Annotated in this window: 26 protein-coding genes; 12 read left to right on the top strand and 14 right to left on the bottom strand. The window is 54.1% G+C overall.

Annotation, left to right across the window (positions count from 1 at the left end; genetic code table 11):
• Nucleotides 1-80: 80 nt before the first annotated feature.
• From EKL30_RS02305 to EKL30_RS02315, 4 genes are all read left to right on the top strand, one after another.
• Nucleotides 81-707, top strand: coding sequence for a diguanylate cyclase (locus EKL30_RS02305; RefSeq protein WP_126705558.1), 627 nt, complete (start codon nucleotides 81-83; stop codon nucleotides 705-707).
• A 156-nt stretch (nucleotides 708-863) separates the two neighbouring features.
• Nucleotides 864-1,181 carry a co-chaperone GroES gene (groES, locus tag EKL30_RS02310; protein ID WP_126705559.1) on the top strand — a complete coding sequence of 106 codons (318 nt, stop codon included), beginning with the start codon at nucleotides 864-866 and terminating at the stop codon, nucleotides 1,179-1,181.
• A 31-nt stretch (nucleotides 1,182-1,212) separates the two neighbouring features.
• Nucleotides 1,213-1,344 (top strand): hypothetical protein, encoded by a 132-nt coding sequence (locus tag EKL30_RS19295; RefSeq protein ID WP_255414663.1) that lies wholly within the window; start codon nucleotides 1,213-1,215, stop codon nucleotides 1,342-1,344.
• Nucleotides 1,345-1,622: 278 nt separating this feature from the next.
• The gene (locus tag EKL30_RS02315; RefSeq protein WP_126705560.1) at nucleotides 1,623-2,273 is read left to right on the top strand and encodes a DsbA family oxidoreductase; all 651 of its coding nucleotides are present in this window, start codon (nucleotides 1,623-1,625) and stop codon (nucleotides 2,271-2,273) included.
• A 77-nt stretch (nucleotides 2,274-2,350) separates the two neighbouring features.
• Here the strand turns inward: EKL30_RS02315 and EKL30_RS02320 are convergent, their stop codons facing one another.
• The 4 genes from EKL30_RS02320 to EKL30_RS02335 form a co-directional block, all read right to left on the bottom strand.
• Entirely contained in the window at nucleotides 2,351-3,712 is a 1,362-nt protein-coding gene (locus tag EKL30_RS02320) for an L-serine ammonia-lyase (protein ID WP_126705561.1), read from the bottom strand.
• 175 nt (nucleotides 3,713-3,887) lie between these two features.
• Nucleotides 3,888-4,679, bottom strand: coding sequence for a 2-oxo-tetronate isomerase (gene otnI / locus EKL30_RS02325; protein WP_126705562.1), 792 nt, complete (start codon nucleotides 4,677-4,679; stop codon nucleotides 3,888-3,890).
• A 115-nt stretch (nucleotides 4,680-4,794) separates the two neighbouring features.
• Entirely contained in the window at nucleotides 4,795-6,084 is a 1,290-nt protein-coding gene (otnK, locus tag EKL30_RS02330; protein ID WP_126705563.1) for a 3-oxo-tetronate kinase, read from the bottom strand.
• A 3-nt stretch (nucleotides 6,085-6,087) separates the two neighbouring features.
• Entirely contained in the window at nucleotides 6,088-7,104 is a 1,017-nt protein-coding gene (locus EKL30_RS02335; protein ID WP_126705564.1) for a 4-hydroxythreonine-4-phosphate dehydrogenase PdxA, read from the bottom strand.
• Between the two features lie 126 nt (nucleotides 7,105-7,230).
• Here EKL30_RS02335 and EKL30_RS02340 point away from each other — a divergent pair, with 126 nt between their 5' ends.
• The 5 genes from EKL30_RS02340 (at nucleotide 7,231) to EKL30_RS02360 (ending at nucleotide 11,603) form a co-directional block, all read left to right on the top strand.
• Nucleotides 7,231-8,214 (top strand): tripartite tricarboxylate transporter substrate binding protein, encoded by a 984-nt coding sequence (locus tag EKL30_RS02340; RefSeq protein WP_126705565.1) that lies wholly within the window; start codon nucleotides 7,231-7,233, stop codon nucleotides 8,212-8,214.
• A 63-nt stretch (nucleotides 8,215-8,277) separates the two neighbouring features.
• A complete protein-coding gene (locus EKL30_RS02345; protein ID WP_126705566.1) occupies nucleotides 8,278-9,099 on the top strand; it encodes an NAD(P)-dependent oxidoreductase in 822 nt (273 codons plus the stop codon).
• A gap of 13 nt (nucleotides 9,100-9,112) precedes the next feature.
• A complete protein-coding gene (locus EKL30_RS02350; protein ID WP_158618374.1) occupies nucleotides 9,113-9,955 on the top strand; it encodes an amidohydrolase family protein in 843 nt (280 codons plus the stop codon).
• An 86-nt stretch (nucleotides 9,956-10,041) separates the two neighbouring features.
• Entirely contained in the window at nucleotides 10,042-10,746 is a 705-nt protein-coding gene (locus EKL30_RS02355; RefSeq protein WP_126705568.1) for a GntR family transcriptional regulator, read from the top strand.
• A 65-nt stretch (nucleotides 10,747-10,811) separates the two neighbouring features.
• Nucleotides 10,812-11,603, top strand: coding sequence for a DUF72 domain-containing protein (locus EKL30_RS02360; protein WP_126705569.1), 792 nt, complete (start codon nucleotides 10,812-10,814; stop codon nucleotides 11,601-11,603).
• A 31-nt stretch (nucleotides 11,604-11,634) separates the two neighbouring features.
• Here the strand turns inward: EKL30_RS02360 and EKL30_RS02365 are convergent, their stop codons facing one another.
• The 3 genes from EKL30_RS02365 to EKL30_RS19300 all read right to left on the bottom strand — a co-directional run bounded on the left by EKL30_RS02365 (nucleotide 11,635) and on the right by EKL30_RS19300 (nucleotide 12,980).
• The gene (locus EKL30_RS02365; protein WP_233582679.1) at nucleotides 11,635-11,967 is read right to left on the bottom strand and encodes a YkgJ family cysteine cluster protein; all 333 of its coding nucleotides are present in this window, start codon (nucleotides 11,965-11,967) and stop codon (nucleotides 11,635-11,637) included.
• Nucleotides 11,968-12,088: 121 nt separating this feature from the next.
• Nucleotides 12,089-12,421, bottom strand: a complete 333-nt coding sequence (locus EKL30_RS02370; RefSeq protein WP_126705570.1) for a single-stranded DNA-binding protein — start codon at nucleotides 12,419-12,421, stop codon at nucleotides 12,089-12,091.
• A 73-nt stretch (nucleotides 12,422-12,494) separates the two neighbouring features.
• Nucleotides 12,495-12,980, bottom strand: coding sequence for a histidine phosphatase family protein (locus EKL30_RS19300; protein ID WP_126705571.1), 486 nt, complete (start codon nucleotides 12,978-12,980; stop codon nucleotides 12,495-12,497).
• A 196-nt stretch (nucleotides 12,981-13,176) separates the two neighbouring features.
• On the opposite strand from EKL30_RS19300, the gene EKL30_RS02380 reads away from it, so the two are divergent.
• Both EKL30_RS02380 and EKL30_RS02385 read left to right on the top strand, forming a co-directional pair.
• Nucleotides 13,177-14,208: an acyltransferase gene (locus EKL30_RS02380; protein ID WP_158618375.1), complete on the top strand. Its 1,032-nt coding sequence runs from the start codon at nucleotides 13,177-13,179 to the stop codon at nucleotides 14,206-14,208.
• 69 nt (nucleotides 14,209-14,277) lie between these two features.
• Complete coding sequence (locus EKL30_RS02385) at nucleotides 14,278-14,484, top strand: dodecin (RefSeq protein ID WP_126705573.1); 207 nt, start codon at nucleotides 14,278-14,280, stop codon at nucleotides 14,482-14,484.
• Nucleotides 14,485-14,499: 15 nt separating this feature from the next.
• Here EKL30_RS02385 and EKL30_RS02390 read toward each other — a convergent pair whose 3' ends face one another.
• The 4 genes from EKL30_RS02390 to EKL30_RS02405 all read right to left on the bottom strand — a co-directional run bounded on the left by EKL30_RS02390 (nucleotide 14,500) and on the right by EKL30_RS02405 (nucleotide 17,576).
• On the bottom strand, nucleotides 14,500-15,243 hold the full coding sequence (locus EKL30_RS02390) for a Mut7-C RNAse domain-containing protein (protein ID WP_126705574.1): 744 nt from the start codon (nucleotides 15,241-15,243) through the stop codon (nucleotides 14,500-14,502).
• 34 nt (nucleotides 15,244-15,277) lie between these two features.
• The gene (locus EKL30_RS02395) at nucleotides 15,278-16,138 is read right to left on the bottom strand and encodes a PhzF family phenazine biosynthesis protein (protein WP_126705575.1); all 861 of its coding nucleotides are present in this window, start codon (nucleotides 16,136-16,138) and stop codon (nucleotides 15,278-15,280) included.
• A 71-nt stretch (nucleotides 16,139-16,209) separates the two neighbouring features.
• Nucleotides 16,210-16,899, bottom strand: coding sequence for a hypothetical protein (locus tag EKL30_RS02400; protein ID WP_126706000.1), 690 nt, complete (start codon nucleotides 16,897-16,899; stop codon nucleotides 16,210-16,212).
• A 200-nt stretch (nucleotides 16,900-17,099) separates the two neighbouring features.
• The gene (locus EKL30_RS02405; RefSeq protein ID WP_126705576.1) at nucleotides 17,100-17,576 is read right to left on the bottom strand and encodes an Lrp/AsnC family transcriptional regulator; all 477 of its coding nucleotides are present in this window, start codon (nucleotides 17,574-17,576) and stop codon (nucleotides 17,100-17,102) included.
• Between the two features lie 134 nt (nucleotides 17,577-17,710).
• Here EKL30_RS02405 and EKL30_RS02410 point away from each other — a divergent pair, with 134 nt between their 5' ends.
• Nucleotides 17,711-18,604 carry a DMT family transporter gene (locus EKL30_RS02410; protein WP_126705577.1) on the top strand — a complete coding sequence of 298 codons (894 nt, stop codon included), beginning with the start codon at nucleotides 17,711-17,713 and terminating at the stop codon, nucleotides 18,602-18,604.
• 40 nt (nucleotides 18,605-18,644) lie between these two features.
• On the opposite strand, the gene EKL30_RS02415 is transcribed toward EKL30_RS02410, so the two are convergent.
• The 3 genes from EKL30_RS02415 to EKL30_RS19075 are packed head-to-tail and all read right to left on the bottom strand — an operon-like array spanning nucleotide 18,645 to nucleotide 20,420.
• A complete protein-coding gene (locus EKL30_RS02415; RefSeq protein ID WP_126705578.1) occupies nucleotides 18,645-19,529 on the bottom strand; it encodes a DUF72 domain-containing protein in 885 nt (294 codons plus the stop codon).
• A 35-nt stretch (nucleotides 19,530-19,564) separates the two neighbouring features.
• Nucleotides 19,565-20,125 carry a hypothetical protein gene (locus EKL30_RS02420; protein WP_233582683.1) on the bottom strand — a complete coding sequence of 187 codons (561 nt, stop codon included), beginning with the start codon at nucleotides 20,123-20,125 and terminating at the stop codon, nucleotides 19,565-19,567.
• Nucleotides 20,076-20,420 (bottom strand): hypothetical protein, encoded by a 345-nt coding sequence (locus EKL30_RS19075; protein WP_233582684.1) that lies wholly within the window; start codon nucleotides 20,418-20,420, stop codon nucleotides 20,076-20,078. The genes EKL30_RS02420 and EKL30_RS19075 overlap by 50 nt, the downstream gene beginning before the upstream one ends.
• Nucleotides 20,421-20,755: the final 335 nt, after the last annotated feature.

Raw genomic sequence — 20,755 nt, forward strand, 5'->3', positions numbered from 1 at the left:
AAAGCGAATCCCGCAGTGCTGGCTCTTTACGCCCACATAGATAAAATAAAGCTGTGAACGAATCCCAATGTGGAGGCGATATGACGATCCTTGAAACGATCCAGGCTCACTCGACCGCGATGCGTTTGCCGTTGTACGCAGTGACGCTCAGTGCGGTTCCGAAAACCGATACACCGCTCATATTGATGCTGCATTGGCATGGCTTTGCACGGGAGTCCACGCTCAAGCTGCAAGATATTGACTTGCCGAAGCGGCCAGTTGCCGGCTCAGCTCTGCAAATCGACACTGACTGGAAATCCATCGAGAATCTGGATGAAGCGATGTTGGAAGCCGCATGGCGGCTGGGCGCCTGGGATCTGGAGCGCGTCAATTGCCGTCCGTGGTGGCGCTTGAGTGCGCCACTTCAGGAAACCGTGGATTGCCATTCCGCATTTGGTGATTACTTGGGCGCTGCGGCTCGTTACATACTGGTCCAGGCTCCCGACCAAGCCGTCTTGCTGGAGTTAGCCGCGTCGAGAGGCTACGTACGATGGATGTTTCGTCCCCGGTCGGCCGGCATCTGGCAGCAAGTGCCGGCGGACGATAAAACGTTGGGCCAAAACGGGGAGCGAGATTCATCATGCCCTGTGGCACCAATACCTTATGATCGGGACCGCGCAGGTCGGGACGTGTATCGCCTTGGCCGTAGCAGCGGGCTCTCGATATAGATACAATTTGTTCCAATTTTGCAGCTTGAAATTTTCACAGCGGCCAGCATTTTTTACGCGCGACATCAGTTGCCATGCCCGCCATACACCTCCGTCTGATGGTCGGGATTATTTTCTAATTTTTTTTTTTGATAATCTGCCTCAAGGAGATTGATCATGGAGCCTCGTCCGCTTCGCGACCGGATTATCGTCAAGCGAACCGAACAGCAGCGCAAGACGACATTCGGCATCGTAATTCCTGATTCCGTTATGGAGAAGCACGAACAAGGTGAAGTCCTGGCCGTAGGCGAGGGCAAGCGCTCGCAAGATGGCACCATTATTCCTCTTCAATTGAAAGTGGGCGACTACGTATTGTTCGGCAAGTATGCCGGCCAGAGCATCAACATCGATGGCGAGGAAGTTCTTGTACTGCGCGAAGGCGAGGTCTTAGCGGTAATCGAGGCCAGCGATCAGGCCTTCAAACGCGCCGCGTGAGCCATTTTCCCAACCGTTCAGTAGAACGAAGATGAGCGAAAAAGAAGTGCTATTTAATGACAGAGCCCGCAATCGCATCATCAAGGACGTAAATGTATTGGCCGATGCCGTGAAGGTGACGATCGGGCCCAAAGGCCGTACTAGTGTGGTGGTGGCGGTCTAATTCACCAAAGCCTCTTGAAATTCGGCGCGTTGTACTTATATAGGTGGTAAGTAGACGGTAGAGCAAAAGGCTATCGATCATATATTGATTGGACTCCGGTTGTGGCCAAGGATCCGGCTTTTCAGTCTCGCGTCAAACGCATTGCGGTGAATAAATGAGACCCCACCAGGGCAACCAGCAGGAGGCGCACATTGCGCCTCTTTTTTTTGTCTTCAGGCGAGCACCAGCCAAAAGACGGCGATAATATAGGTCCACCTTTTACATACCGGATTCATGCCATGACCGCTCGAATCAAAATCGATTTTGTCTCTGATGTGTCCTGTCCCTGGTGCGCCGTCGGCCTTTATTCGCTGGAGCGTGCCCTGGCCCGCCTTGATGGCGAGGTCCAGGCCGAGATTCATTTTCAGCCTTTCGAGCTGAATCCGGATATGGCGCCCGAAGGACAGGATACGGTCGAACGCCTTTCGCGCAAATACGGAATGACGCCGGAACAAGTGCGGCGCAATGGCGAGGCCATCACAGCGCGCGGCCACGAGGTCGGCTTCACGTTCAATATGGACAAGCGTACGCGCACGTACAACACCTTTGACGCACATCGACTCTTGCATTGGGCGGGCCTGGAAGGGCATCAGCTTGAACTTAAACGCGCGCTGCTGAAGGCCTATTTCACCGACGGAGAGAATGTCGGCGCACACGATGTGCTCGTCCGGCTGTGCGGCGAGTCGGGTTTAGACGCTCGACGCGCCCAGGAAATCCTGGATGCCGACGACTATGCCGCTGATGTTCGAGAGCGCGAGCGTTTTTATACAGAACATGGAATCGATTCTGTACCGTCCATTATTTTGAACGATCGACACCTTATCCAGGGCGGACAAGGACCCGACACGTTCGAGCAAGCGTTGCGTCAGGTCGCCACTAGTATGGTTTAAGCTCACGTCCGCTTTACGAGTTCGCTGCGACCGTTAAGCCTGCATCGCGGACGGCCGCCTTATTGCTGGTGGCCATATCAACACAGTTTGATATTGACGGCCAGTCCGCCCCTTGCCGTTTCCTTGTACTTTGTTTTCATATCGGCACCGGTTTCCCACATGGTCTTGATCACGGCATCCAGCGATATATGATGCTCGCCTACGGTGTGCAACGCAAGACGTGCCGCATTAACAGCCTTGGAGCTTGCCATCGCATTACGCTCGATACATGGAATCTGAACCAGGCCGCCCACCGGGTCGCAGGTCAAGCCCAAATGGTGCTCCATCCCGATTTCGGCGGCATTCTCTATTTGATCGGGGGTCCCGCCGATTATGGCGCACAGGCCACCGGCCGCCATCGAGCATGCAACGCCGACTTCTCCTTGGCAGCCGACCTCGGCCCCGGATATCGACGCATTTGTCTTGTACAGCGTGCCTATCGCCGCGGCAGTCAGAAGGAACTCTCGAACGCCCTGTATAGACGCGCCTTTGATAAAGTGCATGTAGTAGTGGAGCACAGATGGGATGATTCCCGCCGCCCCATTGGTGGGCGCGGTAACGACTTGCCCGCCAGCGGCATTTTCTTCACTGACAGCCAGGGCATAAACGTTCAACCAGTCCATGGCGGATAGAAGATCCGTTTCGCCATTCATGTTTTTAAGCAGCGTTTCACGCATGCCTTTGGCTCGCCGCCGTACCTTGAAGGGCCCAGGAAGCATATCGGTCGCCTCAAACCCGCGGCGCACGCAATCCTGCATGACCTCCCAAAGGCGATCCAGGCGGGCATGGATTTCAGCTTCAGGGTATCTCGCTTTTTCATTCTCCATCATGAGTTGGGCGATGGTGATGCGATTATTCTTGCAGAGTGTCAGCAATTCGGCTGCGGTATTGAACGGGAAAGGAACACTAAGCGGAACCTCGGGTACCAGCGGCTGTTCGCCGCGGATGACGGCTCCGCCTCCGATCGAAAAAAAACGGCGCTCCAGCAGCATATCCCCCGACGCTGCGAAGGCTTGAAAAGTGAGCCCGTTGGGATGCTGTGGCAGAGACTTTACCTTGTAGACAATATCCGTCTTGATGTCGAACGGGATGGTGATGGCGCCCATAATCGAAAGCCGGCCATTCTCTTGCGCATCGGCCACGATGGATATGATCTGAGACGGGAGCACCGACTCAGGCGATTGGCCGCTTAATCCTAGTATGACTCCTTTGCCAGTTCCATGACCTTTTCCCGTGGCTCCCAAAGAGCCATGCAGCGTAACGCAGATGCGGGAAATGGGATCCCTAAAGTCGGACTCCATGAGCTCTTGGGCGAACCACATCGCGGCGCGCATGGGGCCAACCGTATGGGAACTCGACGGCCCGATACCAATGTGGAAAAGCTCAAAAACACTGACCATGGGCGTTCTCAGTTAACGGGCAAAAGGCAAATCTCTAAAAAGGCCGATAGGCGGCCAAGTGGAATATTGTACGCAATCAATCTCGAAGGCTATCGTTAAAATGGGTGATGGGCCGTACTGCAGTGACTGGATTAACGAGTGGGAAGTATCGTGCCGAACTCCTACTATACAGATGTCAATCTGAACGCATCTGCCCGATGGTGTTTAGCCATGCCAGACCTTCGACGGTTCCTTTGGCGGGCCGATATTCGCAGCCTACCCATCCCTGATACCCAAGCTCATCCAGCAGTCCAAACAAGTATGCGTAATTTACTTCGCCTGTGTCGGGCTCATGGCGCTCCGGCACTCCGGCGATCTGGACGTGGCCGATGTGGTCTCGATATTCCTTGAAGGTCGTCGCGAGGTCGCCTTCCATGATCTGAGCATGGTAGAAGTCCATTTGCACCTTCAAATTCGGCGCGCCGACAAGCTTTCTAATGTCATGCGCGTCGGATTGTCTGCTCAGTAGGTAGCCGGGCATGTCGCGGGAGTTGATTGGCTCAATTAATACCGTTATGCCGTAAGGCGCACAACGAGCGGCCGCATAGTTCAGATTTGCTATATACCGGGAGCGATATTCGCCGCTACTTGCATCCGGTGGAACCAAACCGGCCATGACATGAAGGTGGCGTGTGCCAAGCGTTTGTGCATAAGCGATAGCGGTGTCCACGCCGCGCCGAAACTCGTCGTCGCGGTCAGGCAAAGAGGCGATACCGCGCTCGCCCTTGGCCCAGTCACCGGGCGGCATATTGAACAGCACGTTAGTGACGTTGCTGGCTTTCAATCGTGCAGCGATGTCCTCGGCCTTGTAGTCGAATGGAAACAAGAACTCTACCGCTGGAAAGCCAGCGGCAGCCGCCGCATCGATTCGATCCAGAAACGGTAGCTCATTGAACATCATGCTAATGTTGGCGGCGTATTTTGGCATGGTTTTACGGAAAATTATTTAAGTCGCCCCAATCGACGACCTGTTTCTCGGAAAGAACACGGAAGTGGGCATTACCATTCCCGTGCGCAAGTGGGCTACCGACAGTGCGATTCGCTCAAGGCGCTGAATCCCAGGCTTTAGTAAAAAAATCCACACTACCGAAGTTGCCCGATTTAAGCGCAAGGGCAACCGACGGCTTATTGAGGCTAACCGTCCAGGGAACCCCCGGATCAATTTGCCGATGAATCTGTAAACGGTCGATATTGAGTGCCGTCACCACCGCCCCTGAAGTTTCTCCGCCGGCAACGATTAATTGACGCACACCTAGCTCTATCAAGCGTCCAGCGATAGCAGCCAGCGCTGTTTCGACAACGGCGCCGGCGCGTTCGGCCCCTAATACAGACTGAATCTGCTTGACTTTATCGACCGCTGCCGTTGCATAGATGACGACTGGACCACTTTCAAGACGCGGCGCTACCCAAGCCATCACCTCATTAACCACGCTTTCCAGGGCAGTATCGCTCGACGCAAGAACGAGAGGATCCAGGGCGAATCCCGGGATGCCCCTGGAAAGAAGGTCGTTGAGCTGTGCTTGCGATGCCTGCGAGCAACTGCCTGACAGAATAGCGCGTAAACCCGAAGTAGCCGGCGTCGGATCCACAGCCGGATTCATCGGGGAAAGGCTGCCTTGGCCGATAAAATTTTGCGGGATACCGATGGCGAGTCCGGAGCCCGCCGTAACCATCGGTAAATCAGAACAGGCCGCCCCTATTTGGATCAGATCAGCGTTGCAGATGGCGTCGACAATGGCCGTCTTCACCCCTTGGCCTCGCAGCCGCCGGATTTCGCGGCGAATAGCCTCGGTACCGGCGGCGACTATTGAGTGTTCTATCAAGCCGACAAGGCCTCGAGTCTGCGCTTGCAAAACGCGGACAAGATTGGAATCCGTCATGGGGGTCAACGGATGATCCCTCATGCCGCTCTCAGCCAGTAACGCGTTTCCGACGAACAAATGCCCTTTATATACCGTGCGCTGATTTTCCGGAAACGCAGGGCACGCGATGGTGAAGTCGGTGCCGATGGTCTCCATCAGGGCATCGGTAACCGGGCCGATGTTGCCTTCGGCTGTGGAGTCGAAAGTGGAACAGTACTTGAAATACATCTGCCGGCAGCCGGCAGCTTGCAGCCACTTCAGCGAGGCTTTCGAATCATCGATCGCCTGCTGCACCGGGGCCGTGCGCGTTTTAAGGGCGATGACAATCGCGTCGGCGTCCAGGCCGGCTGAGAGCGGAGATGTTGGCACGCCGATGATCTGGATCGTGCGCATTCCCGCTTGCTGAAGCATCCCTGCCAAGTCTGTTGCACCCGTGAAATCGTCGGCGATGCATCCAAGTAAAGCAGCCATGATTTAACCTCGCGATGCGCGCGCGGACGCGCCCATTTTTGCGGCCATAAGCAAGGCGTTTTTCATTGCGCCCGACATGGCGATGCCTTTCTCGACAATATCGTAAGCCGTTCCGTGTGCCGGTGTCGTGATGGGCATGGGCAGCCCGTAATGCACCGTAATGCCCTCGCCAAAGCTCATCAGCTTCATCGCTATCTGGCCTTGATCGTGGTACATGGTCAACACGCCGTCATAGCCGCCGCCATTGGCTTTGTTAATGGCTCGGACAAAGGTGGTATCGGCAGGGAAGGGCCCATCAGCCGGGAAGCCACGCGATACAGCCAATTTGACACCGGGTTCAATAACTTCAATCTCGTCGCGACCGAATGCACCACCATCACCGTTGTGCGGATTCAAGCCGCACACGGCGACGCGCGGTTGGTCAACGCCAGACGCTTTAAGCCCTTGCCACAACATTTCTACGCCGCTTGCGATAAGCTCGGGCGTCAGGAGACTGCTGACGTCTTTATGAGGAACATGCGAGGTCACACGGGAGGTCCAGAGCTTATCGTTCACGTTGAACTCGACACACTTTCCGGTGTAGTTAAGCACTTCACGGAAGTAGTGCATTTCGTCTGGGTGGTTCATGCCACCGGCGCGCAGCCCCGCTTTATTAAGAGGTGCGACACACATCGCATCGGCGATATTGTTGCCGCACATTTTCAGGCCAAAGGCCAGGCCATCGAGCATGAAGCGACCGCTTTTTTGCGTCACTTCGCCGAGTTCGAACTGGTCGGCCGCCACGTGCTGCCAATTCATCAGAAACGGGGCATGGTCGCCAGCTGGAATATCGGCCGGAGCATCCAGCACCTCGGTGTGGATGCCCGCTGTGCGCATGCCGGCTTCGAGTACAGGCCGGCTTCCGATAATCAGTAAATTTGCCGCGTTACGCACGTCTGCATCGTTCAGAACTTTAGCGACGATTTCGGGGCCGATTCCGGCAGGGTCGCCGGTGAAAAGTGCAATGGTAGGTTTGTTCATTTGTCTACTCCGTGATAATTCGGGGTTTCAATCCCGCTAGAAGAATGTTAAGTTTATAGGTATTGTCGACAATCGGCAATACAGCTTAATAATAAGTTTTATTCGCTTAAAGGGAAGGGAGGCAAAATGAAAAGAATGCGTCGAACGCTTATCGCGGCAGGGGTCGCGGGAATTATGGGACTATTGACGGCAGCACCTGTCTTGGCTGCTTCGTATCCTGACCGCCCCGTAAAAATTATCGTCGGCCTCGCGCCCGGGGGCGGCACCGATAACCTTGCCAGATTGGTGGCCAAGGAACTCTCTACGTTATGGAAGCAGTCCGTCGTCGTAGAAAACCGTACCGGCGCGAGCGGCACCATAGGTGCAGAGACCGTCACGAAGGCCTTACCAGACGGCTACACCTTATTAATTTCACCGCAAACTTCTATTGCTGTCGCTCCTCAACTCTTTGCTAAGGCGCCTTACGATGCGCGGAAAGATCTCACGCCCATCACGGTGATTGCATCTTCGCCGCTTGTACTGGTTACGCATCCCTCGTTTCCGGCAAGCAATTTCAAGGAATTTATTGCCTATGCGCGCAGCAATCCGGATAAGGTAACTTTCGCGTCAGGTGGGGTTGGTTCGTCGCCACATATGACTTCCGAATTGCTGAAGGCCCAGTTCGGTATCGCCGGTGTTCACGTGCCTTACCGGGGCGAACAACCCGCCCTTACGGATGTGGCCGGTGGGCAGGTCAGTGTGCTGTTCGCTAACATCCCATCGGGCATGCCGCATGTTGAGACGGGGCGCCTGAAGGCATTGGTGACAACAGGAGCCAAGCGATCCGAGCTGGCTCCCAACGTTCCCACTATTTCGGAATCAGGACAAGGCGAGATTGTTACGGCGACATGGAACGCCATTTACGGCCCCGCTGGAATGGCACCGGAGCTGGTCCAAAAGATCTACAACGATGTGTCAACCGTTATGAAGAAGAAAGAAATCGCCGAGCGTTTGATCGCGTCCGGAAACGAGCCAGTACTGAATAGCCCCGAACAGTTCGCCGAATTTCTGCGATCGGAATACGATCGTTGGGGAAGCGTGATCAAGGCGAACAATCTGCAGGCCCAGTAATTCTGCGGAAACGTTGATTACAGGCGCCGCCATGCTGGCGGCGTCGATAAAAAGGACAGCAAAATGATGAGTCTAAAGACAGTTCTGGTGACCGGCGCCGCAGGGCAGTTGGGGAAGCTTCTACGTGAATCTTTACGGGGTAAGGTGCGCGCACTGCGGCTCTCGGATATTGCGGTAATGGACCCCGCCAACGAAGGCGAAGAACTGTGGCCCTGTGATCTAACGGATGTCGACGGCGTAAGGCAAATGATGGTGGGCGTCGATTGTGTGGTTCATCTTGGCGCAAGCCTTAACGTAGATGACTGGAACGAGACCTTACAGGTAAATATTGCTGGAACCTACAACATATTCGAAGCCGCAAAGCGCGCAGGGGTTGGTCGTATTGTCTACGCAAGCTCACACCACGCAGTCGGGATGTATCCTGTCGATGAACCTCTGGACCAAAATGTGCCACTACGTCCGGATAGCCTCTACGGCCTCAGTAAGTGCTTCGGCGAGAATACCGCGCGTTATTTTTGGGATAAATTTGGATTGGAAGCCGTGTGTCTGCGGATTGGTTCGACAAGATCCAAGCCAACCGAACCGCGCGAGCTTTCCACATGGCTTAGCGAGCCAGATTTTCAGGCTCTTGTATACGCCTGTCTTAGTGCTAAAGCCGTGGAATTCAGTGTGGTGTATGGGGTCTCAAATAATTCCGATTCATGGTGGAATAACACGCATGCCACGCACCTGAATTACGTTCCCCGAGATAACGCGGCGCATTACCAGGCTGAGATCGAGTCTCTGGTCGCGAGCGGGAAATCCGTGGGCCACTATGCTTTGCAAGGCGGTAAGCGAGCTGACTATGGGATGGTGGTCCTGCAGAATGAACCAAGCAATTCTTGAATCTGGGCCATCCATGATCACCTCAGACTCGCTTCGTTTGCCACCCTTGTCGTGCGACACACACTCGCATATTTATGGCGATTCGCGTGCATATCCTGTTCTGTCCGGACAACAGGTGCACCCGAATACCAGTCTGGATGACTACTTGGCGGTTGCAACGCGACTGGGCGTCGAGCGCTTCGTATTGGTGCAGCCAAAGGCATATGGCTGCGATACGCGCTGTATGCTGGATGCCTTGAACCGGTTGGGGATATATCGCGCGCGAGGAATCATCATGCCCGATGAAAGTCTCAGTCAACAAGAGCTGAAACAGCTAGATGAGGCCGGCATTCGTGGGGTTCGGTTTCTGTTTCCCGACAATTCCCCGCTGGATCTTGCCGCCATTGGCAGAACGGCAAGGCAAATCGCATCGCTAGGTTGGAGCCTGATTGTACAGGGCGACGGCCCGGTGCTGGCGCAAAGCACCGATGCGCTCCTGAATTTGCCGTGCCCCGTAGTAATAGATCACTTGGGACGTCTACCGCCAGAATTTGCCGTCGATTCAGCTGAATTTACGTCGTTATTGACCTTCGTAAGTAAAGGGGGCTGGTTCAAGTTCGCCGCCCCTTATTACAGCACGCCTGCGAGGGAAGCCGACTTCACAATGCTAGAATCGCGTTTGCATGCGCTATTGGATGCAGGGATGGAACGCATCGTATGGGGCATGAATTGGCCACACCCTAACTTCCCGCCCGACGGCAAACCGAATGATCTCAACTGTTTGCAGTCTCTGTTGAGCGTGCTGCGTTCCGACACAGAACGGTCTGCAGTCTTTGTCCACAATCCGGCAAGCATTTACGGCTTTGCGAACACATAGGCGCACTGCATTGACCCGTCAACTTTGCTCGTGCGTCCAGCCCGACGTCAATAACGACATTGACGTTGTCCTTTTGAGCAGCTGATATGACAACAACGGCCGATAATTCGACTTCGCTTTCATTCCTCCAGTCGGCGTCGCTCCCTTCGCTTCTGCGAGAGCGTATCGAGTATATGATTCTGAATGGGGAACTCGTCGCTGGCCAACGAATCAATGAGCTTGCCTTGGCACAACGGTTTGGCACCAGCAGAAGCCCGATTCGCGAGGCCTGCCGACAGCTTGAACAAGCAGGCCTGGTCGAAGTTATCAAGAACCGAGGCGTTTTCGTTCGTAGCGTCGACCTCGAGCAGGCATTAGACATCTACGAGATCCGCGGCGCCTTGGCTCAATTGGCTGGCGGTCTTATCGCGAAGCGCGCTACCGTGGAGGACGTCGCAGAATTGCGGACAATGGTGGCGCACATGGAGCAGCTTGTCGAGAACGGCGACGTCGAAGAGTATTACCGCCAGAACATCGCATTTCATGTCCGTTTGGTTAACTGCGCGCGCAATAAGCGTTTGTCGGAAATGCTACAGGGCACCGACAAGGAGCTTCACTTATACCGTCACCGCAGTCTGGTACAGCCCGAGGGCGTTAACCTTTCGAACAAAGAGCATAGCGAAATCGTCGAGGCCGTGGCGGCGCGCGATGTAGAACGCACTGAAAGAGCGTTTAAACGCCATGTATTAAACGGAATGGATCGTGCGGTGGCCGCGATTTCTACCGATAAAGGTAAGACTGCCGCGCGATGACCTGAAAAGTAGTGATTGGCTCTCTTATTTCAGTGCTTTCTAATATGTTCCCAAGCGGAAGCAAAATGAAGGAGAACAAGGTGTCCAAAGCGACCTTTCAATCGGTCTATCCAACCCCCTCTTCCGTTTATATTGGGTGCGCCGGCTGGAGTCTCACTTCTCGGATCGCAGCACGCTTTCCTGCTGAAGGCACTCATCTGGAGCGCTACGCTCAAGTATTTCCATCGGTGGAGATAAACTCCACGTTTTACCGTCCACATCTTCCAAAAACGTATGCGCGGTGGGCCGCTAGCGTACCCGATGCATTTCGCTTCAGTGTCAAAATCCCGCGTACCATTTCGCACGATCGTAAACTTCGCGCCACCGATGACCTTATACGTGCGTTCATGGATCAGCTTGTACCGCTGGGATACAAAATGGGCTGTTTGTTGTTGCAGCTTCCACCTAGTCTGGCAATGAACGGCGTCGAGGCCCGGGATTTTTTCACCACGCTGCGTGGCCATACGAACGCGGCGGTAGTCTGTGAACCACGACATGCGACTTGGTTTAGTTCGGAGGCTGCAGACCTGATGAAGGACGCGGGAGTCGCATGTGTCCATGCGCACCCATCACCCGTCGCAGGCATTGAGTCCATTGCCGAAAGTCATATGCTATACCTGCGCCTGCACGGTGCGCCCCGCATCTACTATTCCGCCTATGACGACGAGTTTATCGATGCACTGGCCGCGCAGATTCTTGCCGCGCGCCGTCGTGGGCGTCAGGTATGGTGCATCTTCGACAATACGGCGAGCGGCCAGGCTGCGCCCAATGCGCTGACATTAATGGAGCGGCTTGAAAAGATGGAGCCGGCTTTATAAGCGGCACCTTGGGATGCCGCGTGTTGGAACACTAGGCAGCAACGTCGTCGTGACACGGGGGGTCATCGGTCGGCTCCAGATCGTCGTCGTTATCATCTTCGCGCGGTGCCAATAGCGGTAAGCCTATCGCCTTGCGAAGCCGCTGGCAGTCCGGGTTGGGCACCGGCGGCACAGAGCCCCCGGCTTCACCTGCGATTTCGCGGCAATAAAGCGAAACCCGAAAATGGGCGCAACATGCGCCGCAGCTTAGACAGGGATTCGAAGCGGAATCATCGTTGGCTGCGCCTCGTCGTCGTACGGCTTTGGTGGCCCTTAGGGGTTGCGCTTTGATGCCGGAGACTATCGTACCGGAATCAAAGGGCATCGCAGACTGGGCATCCGCGATGACGGTTGGGCGAGCGGGTACAGATCGCGCGCAAGTGTCGGTCACGATAGGGGAGTGGTTAAGAGGGTAGACGACGGATGGCGCTTAGTGGCGCCGATATTTATTCCTGACCGAGCATGGCCTGGCGCTTGCGCTGGACATGATAGGGGGTCATTACGGCATGACACACTAAATCTATGGTGGGTCGAGTGTCTCCCGTTTTGTCTTGATAAACTTTTGGAGTAAGACTACCTGACATGGCCACCGAGTCGCCATCATCGAGCGCGAGCAATTGCTCTTGTACCTTTTCGTCAAAAGCGATGACGTTGCACAACAAGGTATCGCCGTTTCCCGCCGCCACTTTCACTTTCGCTGTAGTGTAGGTTTCACCGGTTTTTCCTGTACCTTGTTTTGCCGCGCCATATAGTCTGCCTGCGGTAAGTGCATCAATCATTTCTGTGTTCCCGTTGGGTACTTGAATACCCAGGCTTTTGCCCGTAGGCATATCGTAATCTGTTATGAACGAATTACTCTTCTTTCGGAGATATGAGCGCCACGTTAATAGGCGCCACACTGCCGATTTTTGACCAAGAGTCGATTTCGAAGCTGAATTCCGCCACTGCACACGTTGGCAAATGCGTAATAGGCGGCCAAATATCATGGACCAGATCGGTCAACCCAGGGTTATGGCCGAACATCATGACGACATTCGCCTGATCGTCCAGATTGCGGACGACCATCAAGATATCGCTTGTCTCGGCGTCATACAGCGTGTCGTTTACCGCGATGTCAGTTAATTGATAACCCATTTCCTGGGCTATTATCCGCGCGGTTGTCATTGCCCGGACAGCGGGGCTCGATACCAAGAGATCCGGACGTGGATTTTTTTTTGCCAGTCGACGACCCATCTTAGTGGCCTCGCGTATTCCACGATCGTTCAACGGCCGTTCTTCGTCGGACGGTGCCGTATGGTGATCTGACTTGGCGTGACGAATTAAGAAAAGCTTTTTCAGAGTTCACCTCACATAGAATCGATTTTTTTGGCTTTTCGTAGCGCGGGTGAGTATTGCGGGCACTTATTTAGTAATCCACATTTCCAGTTACAGCCCGACATATTGCGCGCCTAACGAAGCACATATTCATGTTACTACTAACTGGATGCGACGGTTTTCAATGCCTCGTCTTTTTTTAGTTTCAACAGGATGGGTGATGTCAAAAGGTAGTTTCAGTGCAGGGATGGATACTGCGAGAATAGGGGCATGCTTCATGGTAATTGTGCTGCATGTTGCAGCCACCCAATTTCATGTTTTCGATGGTCAGTGGTGGGCGTCGAATTTTTATGACTCGCTGACGCGTAGTTGCGTGCCTATATTCCTAATGGTCTCCGGCGTGTTGTTGTTGAACAAACAAGAGGGCCTTCCTGCATTCTTTACCAAGCGCTTTGCACGTATTCTGCCGCCGCTATTATTCTGGTCGCTATTCTATATGATGTGGAATACATCGCAGGGTACTGACTATGGCGGATGGATCGAATGGCTGAAAACGCTGGCAAGTGGCCCCGTCGTCTACCACCTGTGGTATCTGTACGCCATTCTAGGCATATACCTGTTTGTGCCATTCCTGCGCAATATCTGGCTTACGTCAACGCGATCCGAGAAAAGGCTTTTTCTTGCATTCTGGATGCTCGTATCGGGCCTGCCCATTGTGCAAACCGTAATGGACATCGATCTCGACTTAATGGAAACCTATGGGCTCGGTTCATTTTTCGGTTTAATAGGCTACTTGTTTCTGGGCGCGTATGTATTGGAGGTATACCAGGAACGGTCGCTGAAGAATCGGTACTGGTGGGGTAGCGCGGGTCTTTTTATCGTTTTCAGTGCTATGACGATGATGGCCACCTTTGTCTATTCCCGCCATATGGAAGCTCCCGACGCCTTGTTCTACGATTATTTGTCACCGCTGGTAATGGCGGCATCGGTATGCATCTTTAATGTGCTCTACGGCTTAGGGGTCAAGTTACGTCCTTATTCGGGAATTTTAAGCAGGCTATCTGCGTGCACTTTTGGCGTGTACTGCATCCACATATTTATTCTCGATCGAACGACTGCAGTTGTGGGCATGCCGGGGTCTAGCGGCTCTGCGTGGTTGTCTATCCCGGCGATGGCTGCCTTCGTGTTTGGCGTTTCGCTGCTGCTTATTATGCTGCTCCGACGGTTCCGTCCGTTTCTCCACGTGACTTAGCTTGTAGTTGGCGAGCAAAGGTCATAACATGGAACGCGTATTTCACGTGAGTCTTCAAGGAGCAATACCATGAGCAGTCATGTCTATAAACAAATCGAATTAACAGGCTCTTCCAGCACAAGCATTGAAGATGCTGTCAGCACCGCGATTGCCAAAGCGCATGAAACGGTGCGTAACATTCAATGGTTCAAGGTTATCGAGACTCGTGGCCATGTCTCTGAGGGAAAAGTACAGCATTGGCAAGTTTCGATTCAGATTGGTTTTACCCTGGAATAAGCCAGCCACCCGTACTCAAGACCGGGTCATGGTTTGATCGAGCAGAGCACGCATACGTTGCCAGTGGGACCCCTGCCAGAATATGCCTTCGCAAATATCGCAGGTGCTGAAATGCTCGTAGAGCGCTCGGGCGGTGGGGGGAATACGGTCCAGCACAGATGCCTTCTCTATAGAACGCAACGGTGTATTGCATTGTAGGCACAAGCTAAATGGCCGGGCGCTGCTCGTCAAGTCCAGACGGTCGAATATTTCACGTAATTGCTGCGCTGGTTTCAGCGTATGCACATAGCACCCGTGCGTAATGGTTCGCCGCTTAAGCAGCTCACGATCGCGCGTCAGAACGATTCGGCTTTCTTGCGCCGCGATGGTTTCAATTTCATCGTCCTGGAAGTTGTTGTTATAAAGGGTGTCAAATCCGGCCAGCCGCAATAGGCGCGCAAGTCCGCCCAAGTGCGCATCAGCAATGAAGCGCAAAGTCCGTAACGGCCGGGCACGCACTCTCAGTAAATGGCTCACGTCGAACGTTTCAAACTTCGGATACACCGCTATTCGGTCGCCGTCTTTCACTAAGGCGTTGAAATCGACCGACTCTCCATTGACCAGGACTATCTCGACTTCGGTATGGGGAACACCCAAGGCTTCGATCATGTGCTTGACCGTTGCGGCGCGCGCACATGGACTGGAAAATGATCGCTGGCGCCGCTCAGGTGCCAGAAAATCGTTCAGCTCTTCGTAGAATCGAAACGTGGCCGTTACCATGATGGTTAGATGCTATTCGGCGAACCAGCAGTGCCTACTTTTCTGTGATCATCCTTGCCGTGCCGGAAACACGGACCGAGCTTCCGGGTACGAAGGAGAATTCCGCACGCAAATGAGATGGACGCCCCATATCCTGCCCTTGAAGGATATCAATCCCGCCATTATGTGCCCAGCCTATGTCGCGCAAATACCCCGCCAGGGCCGCGGCCGCGGCGCCGGTAGCCGGGTCTTCGTAAATGCCTCCCGATGCGAAAGCGTTACGGGAATGAAATCGGGTGGAGGTTTCGGCATGCATCCATGCTACGGTGGTGACGCCGAATCGCTTCATGAACTCACGACCTGCCGCCAAGTCATATTCCATGGCGCTAAGCTGTTCGCGTGTCTTTAATGCCAGAATCAAATGGTCCGCACCGGCATTGGCGCGCGCGGGCGGGATCCTCATATCGAGATCATTGGCCGAGTACCCAAATAGCGCTAAAACCTCAGCTTGAAGGTCGGTTTCCATGCCGCTGCTACGGGTTGCAGGCGACTGCAGTGCGGCGCGAATCAAATCACCAGCCTGCTGGGCCTCCACGGTAATATCGGCATTATTGGTGGTCAGGGCGAAGATGCCATCGCCTTTTTCGCGGGCCAGCGCCGCCCCTAGCGCAATGGTGGCGTGGCCACAAAAAGGAACTTCTGATTCAGGGGAAAAATAGCGGACCCTCCACCCGTTGCCGGATTCAACGGCAAAGGCCGTTTCCGAATACCCCACCTGAGCTGCAATGCGCTGCATGACAACGTCGTCTGGAAAGACGTCGTAGATGACAACCCCCGCGGGATTACCGCCTTGATTTCCTACGGAGAATGCGGCAATTCGTTGAACCCGGTCTGCGAGTCGGACATCGGTGTGCATGACTGCTCCTGCTGGAAAATCGGCGAAAGGGTTGTCGATATCGCAATATAGCAAATAGGCGCCACTACAACTTAGCGCACCGGCAGAAAGTTGAAGAGAAGCAGGCCTTGCATGTAATTGATGCCTACCCTGCGAAGGTTTTCGTCCAGCAAGTTGGCGACCAAGTCTAGCCTGCCCACCAATTGGCCAAACTCCCGCTCGAAACTCAAATTCGCGATTTCACTAGATGCTTCATTGGCAAGTAGCAAAGGGTGTCCGGCCGCATTTCTTCGGGTCGCCAATAACCATGATGCCACTTCTACGTTCCGGGCAGAATTATAGACGTGCTGAGCGTTCACGACATCGGTGGCATAGAAGCGTATTTTGCCATTATGGGCACGGATGATCATGTCAGCCATGCCAAAGACAAAAGCGCCCACCCGGTCTCCCTGATACGCGGGGTCCATCGCCACAGACATAATCTCGACGTCGCGCAAAGAACCTAAACCAGAGGGTGCTTGCCCGGTCAAAATGGCTTTGCGCCCCTCGCGTACCGCTGAAGCAAGATCGGGGGCTCCCGTCTTGTGCCATTCAGTGGGATTTCGGCGATAGAGTTTTTCTAGCAGCCGAGTCAAGCTGTCTAGATTGTCGCGCATGGCAATAGTGAGGGTACGGTTAAAGTCGGTTTGCCCCAGCTGATCCGCAGACATTTCTTCAGTGTGAGGACTGCGGGAGCCTTGTACCCATGCGGGGCTGGCACAAGCGCTCAGCCCGATTACCATTACCGATAACACGCCAGCAATTACGCCACTTCTCATGCGATGTTCAAACCCTTGTTGCTTGATTACAAGACGCCGGGTCGCTTTTCCGGGTTCGCCACTGACTTTATCAGAAACAGTCACTTGAGCGACAAAGGAAACGTGAGCAAATGTGGATTCGTCCAACCCCGTTCCGGCCATCGCGCCAAAAGATGGATTGTCGATTAGCGGTTCATGATTTTTCTATCAGCGCCGTGATATGGTTCGCAGAGCGGCGGAAGGCGTCTTTTCACCGGTGTGGTCTTGACGATAGCCGTATTGGTTTCCGCTTGATTCGATAGGGTGTCAAGGATGGCATCAAGTTGCTCCATTGAGCGAACGTTCAGCCTCGCAATGAAGCAGTCTTCGCCGGTGACCTTGTCGCACTCGGTAAACTCGGGTATGGCTTGAATCTGGCGCTCTACGATATGAAGCTGTCCGGGTAACGGCCTGATTCGGACAATGGCTTGCAAGAAGTACCCGAACGCCCTCGGGTCGACGTTTACCGTGTAGCCGGTGAGGACGCCTTTTTCTTCCAGACGCCGCAAACGCTCCGCAACGCTTGGCGAAGAAAGCCCGCTGATTCGCGCAAGGGCTTTGAGCGACAGGCGCGAGTCTTCCATTAGCGCTGCAATGATATTTCGGTCAATTTCGTCAGGCATAACTATTGTGGAAGATAATTCAGACCGCAGCCTTTATAAAAAAGGAATTCCGTCAGCTTTGCTTTATTTTAGATATGGATCCTGAAAAGGGAAAGTATCACACTTTAGCTGTCTGAAAACTAAGGAGTGCCGTGATGGAAAATCAAGTCAAACGGGGCACGATGGAAATGGCGGGCGCCATGTTGATATCAGGAACCATTGGTTGGTTCGTATTGATTTCGGGCCAACCTATTATCGATGTCGTGTTCTGGCGTTGCGCCTTTGGTGCCGCAACCTTGTTGTTAATCTGCGGATTATTAGGTGTTTTGCGGCCAAGTCTTTTAAGTTGGCCGGTGTTCAGTGTGGCGGTGCTTAGCGGGATTGCGATCGTGGCGAACTGGGCGCTGTTATTTTCGGCGTACTCAAGAGCTTCGATTGGTATCGCGACTGCGGTTTATAACACCCAGCCTTTCATGTTGGTGGCATTGGGTGCATTGTTCCTAGGCGAGCGAATTACTTTCGACAAGCTGATGTGGCTTACAGTGGCCTTCATTGGCATGCTGGCGATTACTCAATCGCACGGCGATTCGGGTTACGGGGGCCAGAGTTACTTGTTCGGTATCGCGCTATCACTTGCCGCGGCTTTCTTGTATGCGATAGCCGCGCTATTGGTAAAAAGGCTTACGGGGACGCCACCGCACTTGATCGCGCTGATACAAGTCTGTACCGGTATTCTGCTGTTGGCTCCATTCGCACAAATTAGCGCTTTACCCGTCTATCAGCCAGCCGCTTTATTAACGCTAGTAGCTTTGGGTATTGTGCATACGGGGGTAATGTACGTGTTGCTGTATGGGGCAATACAAAAGCTTCCCACAGCACTGACCGGGGCGCTGTCGTTCATTTATCCAGTAGTCGCAATAATTGTGGACTGGCTGGCATTCGGGCACCGACTGCAATGGATGCAGTGGTTTGGTGTCGCAGCGATCCTTTTCGCTGCGGCGGCCATGCGACAAGGGTGGTCCTTACGTTGGCGCAAGGCTCCTACCTGAGCACCGGTATTTCAGCGAACGAAGCAAGATTCATCAGGCGTCACGGCTTAGCTGGCAGCCGCTCAAGTAGCCGCCGGGCATCGAACGGCGCCTGAACTTTTTGGTCGTTATCGAAGTAACAAAAGACGTCACGAGTGGCTCGGCGTGTTGCTGGCTTCACGGAGATGCGTCGAGGGTCGTCAGGTTCGTGCCCTCTAGCCCATACTTGGATACGGGACGCCCACCGGTCCAGGGCCGCATCGCTGTACTTGCCGCCATACAAGGTTTCGGTGCCGTGCAGTCGCATGTAGACGAAGTCAGACGTCAGGTCTTCGGCATAGGGCCAATCCCTTTTCACTGAGTCAGAGACCACCATGGCCGCGTGATATTTTCGCAGTAGAGTAATAAATGAATCGTCGCAAAAGCTGGGGTGGCGGACCTCTATCGCATGGCGCAATCGATGCCGTTTGGTGGTCGTGATTAAGGGGTGTTTAACGCGCTCATCATGCTGGGCAGCAAGGCGTGAAGCCTCATCTGTATTCCTGGGAAGTAGCTGCAAGATGAACTCCATTTTTCCTTCATCATATTGATAACTGGGTGGGAACTGCCACAGAACCGGTCCAAGTTTTTCGCGCAATTTAAAGACTCCAGAAGCAAAGAAATTGGCGATTGCAGGAAGCGTCCTGATGCCATCTGTGAAACGCAGCACATGGGTCAGGTAGCGGGGCCCCTTGACGCTGAATATGAACGAGGGCGGCGTCGCCTGGTACCAGTTGTCATAGCGCTCAGGGGTCTGCAACGAGTAAAACGATCCATTGATTTCGATTGTCTGCACTTGGCGCGACGCGAATTCCAGCTCTCGTGTCTGTGCAAGATCGGAGGGATAAAACGACTTTCGCCAACCGGCGTAGCGCCAACCCGAAATGCCGATGTGGGTATGGCGCATAGAGAAATTCCTTGACCCCTGAATATGCCGACGGGCTAGAGCGCCGCCGCTCGTTCAGCCAGGCGCTGGATGCCTTGGCTTCTGGGCTTCAGGGCAAGTCGCTCGGCCGTAAGCGCCAAGGCCAATGTGCGGGAACGATTGCGCAAGGCAGCCTCGATCAGCGTTAGCGAAATAAGGTCTCGTTGTGCATGACTTCCACCAAAGCGATGAGCAGTCGGGCGTAGACCTTCCAACTGCGATATGACTTCCTCGTAATCGCCATGCTCGAATGAAATAAGAGACCTTGCCAGCGGCAAACCGGCCTCTCTGGTCATCATGGCGTTGGTGCCGCTGCCATTTGCTGCGGTTTCCATGGTCGAGATCAAGGCCTGGGCGGCGTCGATCTCGCCGGCTCCCAGATAGGACATCAGGGCGTGAACATCGTTGAAAGCATAGTAACCATCGGCTTGGCGTGTCTGCCATATTGCCGCAATATCGCGCCACCTTTGTTTCGTATCAAGGTCTCGAAGGCGCAGTCGCCACAGAAGCGCCGATGCGTCGACCATGTCAAGAGCCATGTTGGAAGTACTGGAGCGCAGCAAGTTCGGCTTGCTCATAAAGAATGGTTTCCTCAAGTCCGAAAGCATACATTCCCAGGATGTATCCGAATCCCGGCTCTTGCTCACTCCACTGAGGAAGGGCGCGCGCAATACGATCGCGCAGCATCGTCGATTGCCCCAGCAGAAAGTTGCCGATGTGCGCGACTTGCATTGCAAGGATATCGCGGGGGTAGTCAATGGCGATGGGGTCGCCGGAGTAACTGTTGAACAGTGCGAGGGCTTCTTCGTAACGGTCGAGCGAAAGTGGGTTGGCAGTGGATAGGGCGACTCCGCGTGCATCGGTCAAAGACATGATGTCCTCCTGTTAAGCGTAACAGTTCCTTGTGGCTTGCCGTTGGATGGAGTGGGTCTTGCCGCCGCCTAAATTATAGTGAATGCCGTGGTTTTAATGGATTTTTAGGAGCACAGCGTGCGACTAAGTGCAACTGGTTGAATTTTCCAGGGTCGCAATGTAGGCTGCTCAACACTTATTCTTACAGAAGATGGCCTGCCAGTTGCAGGAAGGGAAGTGAGGCGCTAAAAAATTGGCCTCGAGCAGGAAACCGGCTAGCGACGATACGCCCGGCGTGCCGTGTATTATTGCTAGATTTCCGGCCGAATTCCTGCGGTTTCCTGCTGCAAAGGCAG

Source organism: Candidimonas sp. SYP-B2681 (assembly GCF_003971065.1).
Lineage (GTDB): Bacteria > Pseudomonadota > Gammaproteobacteria > Burkholderiales > Burkholderiaceae_B > Pollutimonas.

Coding starts and splice junctions, on each gene's coding strand:
- EKL30_RS02335 (WP_126705564.1), bottom strand. CDS start 7,104: ATGAACAAACCTACCATTGCACTTTTCACCGGCGACCCTGCCGGAATC.
- EKL30_RS02410 (WP_126705577.1), top strand. CDS start 17,711: ATGGAAAATCAAGTCAAACGGGGCACGATGGAAATGGCGGGCGCCATG.
- EKL30_RS02320 (WP_126705561.1), bottom strand. CDS start 3,712: ATGGTCAGTGTTTTTGAGCTTTTCCACATTGGTATCGGGCCGTCGAGT.
- groES (WP_126705559.1), top strand. CDS start 864: ATGGAGCCTCGTCCGCTTCGCGACCGGATTATCGTCAAGCGAACCGAA.
- EKL30_RS02405 (WP_126705576.1), bottom strand. CDS start 17,576: ATGCCTGACGAAATTGACCGAAATATCATTGCAGCGCTAATGGAAGAC.
- EKL30_RS02415 (WP_126705578.1), bottom strand. CDS start 19,529: ATGCGCCATACCCACATCGGCATTTCGGGTTGGCGCTACGCCGGTTGG.
- EKL30_RS02355 (WP_126705568.1), top strand. CDS start 10,042: ATGACAACAACGGCCGATAATTCGACTTCGCTTTCATTCCTCCAGTCG.
- EKL30_RS02420 (WP_233582683.1), bottom strand. CDS start 20,125: ATGAGCAAGCCGAACTTGCTGCGCTCCAGTACTTCCAACATGGCTCTT.
- EKL30_RS19295 (WP_255414663.1), top strand. CDS start 1,213: ATGAGCGAAAAAGAAGTGCTATTTAATGACAGAGCCCGCAATCGCATC.
- otnK (WP_126705563.1), bottom strand. CDS start 6,084: ATGGCTGCTTTACTTGGATGCATCGCCGACGATTTCACGGGTGCAACA.
- EKL30_RS02315 (WP_126705560.1), top strand. CDS start 1,623: ATGACCGCTCGAATCAAAATCGATTTTGTCTCTGATGTGTCCTGTCCC.
- EKL30_RS02400 (WP_126706000.1), bottom strand. CDS start 16,899: ATGGTAATCGGGCTGAGCGCTTGTGCCAGCCCCGCATGGGTACAAGGC.
- EKL30_RS19075 (WP_233582684.1), bottom strand. CDS start 20,420: ATGTCTTTGACCGATGCACGCGGAGTCGCCCTATCCACTGCCAACCCA.
- EKL30_RS02345 (WP_126705566.1), top strand. CDS start 8,278: ATGATGAGTCTAAAGACAGTTCTGGTGACCGGCGCCGCAGGGCAGTTG.
- EKL30_RS02390 (WP_126705574.1), bottom strand. CDS start 15,243: ATGGTAACGGCCACGTTTCGATTCTACGAAGAGCTGAACGATTTTCTG.
- EKL30_RS02380 (WP_158618375.1), top strand. CDS start 13,177: ATGTCAAAAGGTAGTTTCAGTGCAGGGATGGATACTGCGAGAATAGGG.
- EKL30_RS02305 (WP_126705558.1), top strand. CDS start 81: ATGACGATCCTTGAAACGATCCAGGCTCACTCGACCGCGATGCGTTTG.
- EKL30_RS02370 (WP_126705570.1), bottom strand. CDS start 12,421: ATGATTGATGCACTTACCGCAGGCAGACTATATGGCGCGGCAAAACAA.
- EKL30_RS02365 (WP_233582679.1), bottom strand. CDS start 11,967: ATGCCCTTTGATTCCGGTACGATAGTCTCCGGCATCAAAGCGCAACCC.
- otnI (WP_126705562.1), bottom strand. CDS start 4,679: ATGCCAAAATACGCCGCCAACATTAGCATGATGTTCAATGAGCTACCG.
- EKL30_RS02360 (WP_126705569.1), top strand. CDS start 10,812: ATGAAGGAGAACAAGGTGTCCAAAGCGACCTTTCAATCGGTCTATCCA.
- EKL30_RS02395 (WP_126705575.1), bottom strand. CDS start 16,138: ATGCACACCGATGTCCGACTCGCAGACCGGGTTCAACGAATTGCCGCA.
- EKL30_RS02385 (WP_126705573.1), top strand. CDS start 14,278: ATGAGCAGTCATGTCTATAAACAAATCGAATTAACAGGCTCTTCCAGC.
- EKL30_RS02350 (WP_158618374.1), top strand. CDS start 9,113: ATGATCACCTCAGACTCGCTTCGTTTGCCACCCTTGTCGTGCGACACA.
- EKL30_RS02340 (WP_126705565.1), top strand. CDS start 7,231: ATGAAAAGAATGCGTCGAACGCTTATCGCGGCAGGGGTCGCGGGAATT.